This is a genomic window from Thermoflexus sp. (assembly GCF_040289485.1).
Classification (GTDB): domain Bacteria; phylum Chloroflexota; class Anaerolineae; order Thermoflexales; family Thermoflexaceae; genus Thermoflexus.
Genome location: NZ_PSLG01000101.1, coordinates 1 through 4,320, shown reverse-complemented (window position 1 = coordinate 4,320; position 4,320 = coordinate 1). Strand labels below are relative to the sequence as shown.

3 protein-coding genes, 3 tRNA genes and 1 pseudogene are annotated in these 4,320 nt (G+C 70.6%); 4 read left to right on the top strand and 3 right to left on the bottom strand.

All coding sequences use genetic code 11. The features are described 5' to 3' along the window. Positions 1-136: 136 nt before the first annotated feature. From C4313_RS11160 to C4313_RS11150, 3 genes are all read right to left on the bottom strand, one after another. A tRNA-Thr gene (locus C4313_RS11160) sits at positions 137-209 on the bottom strand. A gap of 48 nt (positions 210-257) precedes the next feature. Continuing rightward, positions 258-340 (bottom strand) — tRNA-Tyr (locus C4313_RS11155). Between the two features lie 6 nt (positions 341-346). After that, a tRNA-Thr gene (locus C4313_RS11150) sits at positions 347-419 on the bottom strand. 195 nt (positions 420-614) lie between these two features. Between C4313_RS11150 and C4313_RS11145 the strand changes: the two genes are divergently transcribed. From C4313_RS11145 to C4313_RS11130, 4 genes and pseudogenes are all read left to right on the top strand, one after another. After that, complete coding sequence (locus tag C4313_RS11145) at positions 615-2,531, top strand: bifunctional homocysteine S-methyltransferase/methylenetetrahydrofolate reductase (protein WP_352429933.1); 1,917 nt, start codon at positions 615-617, stop codon at positions 2,529-2,531. Continuing rightward, positions 2,518-3,156: a PH domain-containing protein gene (locus tag C4313_RS11140; RefSeq protein ID WP_352429932.1), complete on the top strand. Its 639-nt coding sequence runs from the start codon at positions 2,518-2,520 to the stop codon at positions 3,154-3,156. Before C4313_RS11145 ends, C4313_RS11140 begins: the two co-directional genes overlap by 14 nt. Positions 3,157-3,206: 50 nt before the next feature. Beyond that, a complete protein-coding gene (locus C4313_RS11135; RefSeq protein ID WP_352429931.1) occupies positions 3,207-4,055 on the top strand; it encodes a purine-nucleoside phosphorylase in 849 nt (282 codons plus the stop codon). Next, a pseudogene (locus C4313_RS11130) lies at positions 4,055-4,320 on the top strand (hypothetical protein); the annotation flags it as partial. The gene C4313_RS11135 and the pseudogene C4313_RS11130, both read left to right, overlap by 1 nt.

The window sequence follows — 4,320 nt, the reverse complement described above, 5'->3', positions numbered from 1 at the left end:
ATTCACATGCGGCTTCGCCCGCACAAACATCGCCTTCCCCATCGCTCCCCTCCTGCAAAGCAGTTTTCAAAAATAATGAAAGAACCTCGGGGCGCGGCGGGGCGCCCACGACGAGACCCTTTGTTGGGGGATCAGGAGCCCACGACGGGACTCGAACCCGTGACCCCACCCTTACCAAGGGTGTGCTCTGCCGCCTGAGCTACGTGGGCCCGTTTTCAAAAACAAGAAAAGGGCGCAGGGCCCTGCGCCGGGCCGAGTGGGCGGGGAGGGATTCGAACCCCCGAAGGCTTCCGCCACCTGGTTTACAGCCAGGCCCCGTTGGCCACTTGGGTACCCGCCCGTGCCAAGCCGACGGCGGGATTCGAACCCGCAACCTCGCGCTTACAAGGCGCTTGCTCTACCGGTTGAGCTACGTCGGCGCATCCGTCCCCAATTATACCCGCCCCCCAGGAGGACGGTCAAGCCGACGCGCCCGATCCGGGCATGCCAGTATACGGGGGACGCGGCGACCTGTCAAACCGGGGGATGATGTTAAAATACGGTTCGCACCCGATCGCGGTGTCCCCCAGGGCGGGGAGCCCGGAGGGGGCCCCACCTCCACGGAGGGAAGGGAGATGCGTCCGTCATCCTTGCTGGAGCGGCTGGCGCAGGGGCCGCTGCTTGCCGACGGCGCGATGGGCACGATGCTCTACGCCCGAGGCTTTCCCTTCGACCGCTGTTATGAGGCGCTGAACGTGGAGGCGCCGGAGGTGGTGCGGGAGATCCACCGGGCCTACCTGGAGGCGGGGGCGGCGCTCCTGGAGACCAATACCTTCGGCGCGAACCGCTACCGCCTGGCCGAGCATGGGCTGGAGGATCGGGTGGCGGACCTGAACCGGGCCGGCGTCGCCCTGGCCCGGCAGGCGGCCGCCGAGGCCGGCCGCCCGGTCTGGATCGCCGGCTCCGTGGGCCCGCTGGGCGTCCCCCTTGCCCCCCTCGGCCGGGTTCGGGCGGCGGAGGCCCACGAGGCCTTCCGGGAACAGATCCAGGCCCTGGTCGAAGCCGGCGTGGACGCCCTGATCCTGGAGACCTTCTCTTCCCTTCCTGAACTCCTCGAGGCGGTGCGGGCCGCCCAGGAGGTCGCCCCGGACCTGCCGCTGATCGCCGAGATGACCTTCGCCCAGGACGGCCACACGGTGATGGGGCACAGCCCCGAGGAGGTCGCCCGTGCCCTGCTGGACCTCCGCGTCCCGGTCCTTGGGGCCAACTGCTCCGTCGGCCCGGCCAAGTTGCTCCCGGTGATCCGCCAGATGGCAGCCGTGGTGGCCGAGGCCGGAGGGCCCCCGCCGTATCTGGTGGTGATGCCGAACGCCGGGTGGCCGGAGATGGCCGCCGGGCGGCTCCGGTATCCGGCCACGCCTGCCTACTTCGCCGAATACGCCCAGCGCTTCCTGAGCCTAGGGGTTCGGATGATCGGGGGGTGCTGTGGGACCACGCCCGCGCACATCGCGGCGATGCGCCCGATCTTGGAGGACCACGGGGCCTCCCGCTCGGCGACGTTGATCCCCGTCCTCCGCCCCAGCCCGCCGCCGGCCCCGGCGGCGGCGCCGCCCACGGACTTGGCCCGCCGCCTGCGGGAGGGCCATTTCGTGATCAGCGTGGAGGTGGACCCTCCCCGCGGCCACGACGCCAGCGCGCTGCTGGAGGTCGCCCGCACGCTGAAAGCCGGCGGCGTGGACGTCCTCAACATCGCCGACAGCCCGATGGCCCGCCTGCGCATGAGCCCGTGGGCGCTGGCCTTCCTGGTCCAGAACCACGTGGGGATAGAGACCATCCTGCACTTCCCGACCCGCGGCCGCAACCTCCTCCGGATCCAGTCGGACCTGCTGGCCATCCACGCCCTGGGGGTGCGCAACCTGCTCGTGGTGAGGGGCGACCCGCCCGCCCAGGGGGATTACCCGGAGGCCACCGATGCCATGGACATCGTCCCCTCCGGACTGGTGAAATTGATCAAGGAACGCTTCAACGCCGGCCTGGACCATGCCGGGGCATCCATCGGGGGGCCGACGGCCTTCTTCGTCGGCGTGGCCCTGAACTTCAACGCCCCGGATGTCGATCGGGAGATCAAAGCCCTGCGGCGCAAGATCCGCGCCGGGGCAGATTTCCTCATGACCCAGCCGGTCTACGAGCCGCAGGTCCTGCGGGACTTCCTGCGGCGCTACGAGGAGGCGGAGGGGTCGCTCCCCATCCCCCTCCTGGCGGGGGTGCTCCCCCTGGTCAGCCTCCGCCATGCCGAGTTCCTGCACAACGAAGTCCCCGGTATCATGGTCCCCGAGGCGGTCCGCGAGCGCCTGCGGCGGGCGGGGGAAGCCCGCGCCCGCCTCGAGGGGCTCCGGATCGCCCAGGAGGTCGCGGCCGAGCTGGCCACGTTCGTCCAGGGCCTGTATGTGATGCCCCCTATGGGGCGCTACGAACTGGTTTTCCAGATCATGGAGGCGATCCCGACCCGCCGGCTTGGGACCGCCGGGGAGGCCCCCGATGGGCTACGTTGACCGATTGCTGGGCGAGAACGAGCGCATCGTCTTCCGCACCCGCCAGCACCCCTTGGTCCTCCTCCGCCCGATCCTGGGCTATGGGATCCCCACCGGCCTGCTGATCGGCCTCACCGTCGCTGGGGGGATCCTGTGGCCCGCCTTCGCCCTGCCGCTGGCGGTGGCTGGCCTGGCCCTGACCCTGGTCCCTCTGACGCTGCTCATCCGCGCCCTCCTCCGCTGGTGGAACGAGGTGTATCTGGTGACCAACCGGCGGGTGATCCAGGTGGGGGGGATCCTCAACAAGAGCGTGATCGACTCCTCTCTGGAGAAGGTCAACGACGTGGTCCTGCGCCAGTCCCTCCTCGGCCGGCTGTTCAACTACGGGGACATCGAGATCCTCACGGGGAGCGAGATCGGGGTCAACCGGCTGAACCGCATCGCGGACCCGCTGCGCTTTAAGCAGGTGATGCTGGACCAGAAGGCGGCTCTGGGGGAGCGGCTGGGGCTGGAGGCCCCGGCGGTGGATGAGACGACGGCGCTCCTGGCCCAACTGGAGGCGCTGCGGCGCAGCGGCCTGCTCACCGAGGCCGAGTTCGAGGAGAAACGGCGGGCGCTGCGCAAACGCCAAGAGGATTCCGGTTAAGGGGAAAGCCCGCCGCGCCCCTCTATCGGCTGGCCGATCGGAGGCGCACGATGTGGGTCCACGAAGCCATCCCGCGGGCCGAATACGAGGCGGCGGCCGCCTGGATCCGGGAGCGGACGGCCCACCGGCCCCGCATCGGGATCGTGCTGGGCTCCGGCCTAGCCGCCCTGGCCGAGGCGGTGTCGGAGGCCGATCGCATGGCCTTCACCGAGATCCCCGGCTTCCCCGCGGCCACCGTGGAGGGGCACCCCGGGCAGGTGGTTATGGGGCGGCTGGAGGGCCACCCGGTGATGGTCCTTCAGGGCCGCGCCCATTTCTACGAGGGCTACTCCATCCAGCGGGTGACCTTCCCCATCCGGGTGATGCAGTTGCTGGGGATCCGGACCCTGATCGTGACCAACGCCGCCGGCGGCCTGAACCCGGCCTTTCGGCCGGGCGATCTCATGCTCATCCGTGACCACATCGGGCTGTTGGGGATGGCCGGGGTCAACCCCCTGCGGGGCCCGAACGAGGCCGCCTGGGGGCCGCGCTTCCCGGACCTCTCCCAGGTTTATGATCCGACGCTGCGGGCCCTGGCCCGGGCGGCCGCCGAGGCCGAGGGCGTCCCGGTCCATGAAGGCGTCTATGTGATGCTGGGCGGGCCCAGTTTCGAGACGCCGGCCGAGGTGCGCTTCCTGCGCCTGATCGGCGCCGACGCCGTGGGGATGTCCACGGTCCCGGAGGTCATCGTGGCCGGGCACGCCGGCATGCGCGTCCTGGGCCTCTCGGGGATCTCCAACGTGCTGAACCCGGAGGCCTTTCACCCCCCCCGCCATGAGGAGGTCCTGGAGGCCGGCCGCATCCTGGTCCCCCGCATGCAGGCTGTCCTCCGGGGCGTGCTTCGACGGCTGGGGCCGTGATGGATCCCTTGCGCGGATGGCTGGAACCGCTGGCGCCGGTGCTCTATGGGGCGGTGGCGCTGCTTCTGGGGATCACCCTGGGGCAGGTCGCGCGGGCCTACCGGCGCTTCGTCCGGGCCTTCTTCCGGGTGGAGCGGGAGATGGCCTGGATGGAGGTGCTGGGCGGGCTGGCCCGGGCGGTCTTCCTGGCGGTGCTGGGGCTCGGCCTCTGGCTCCTGGTCGGCCCGGGCCCCCTGGTCCCCCGACCGGCGCCCACGCCCACCCA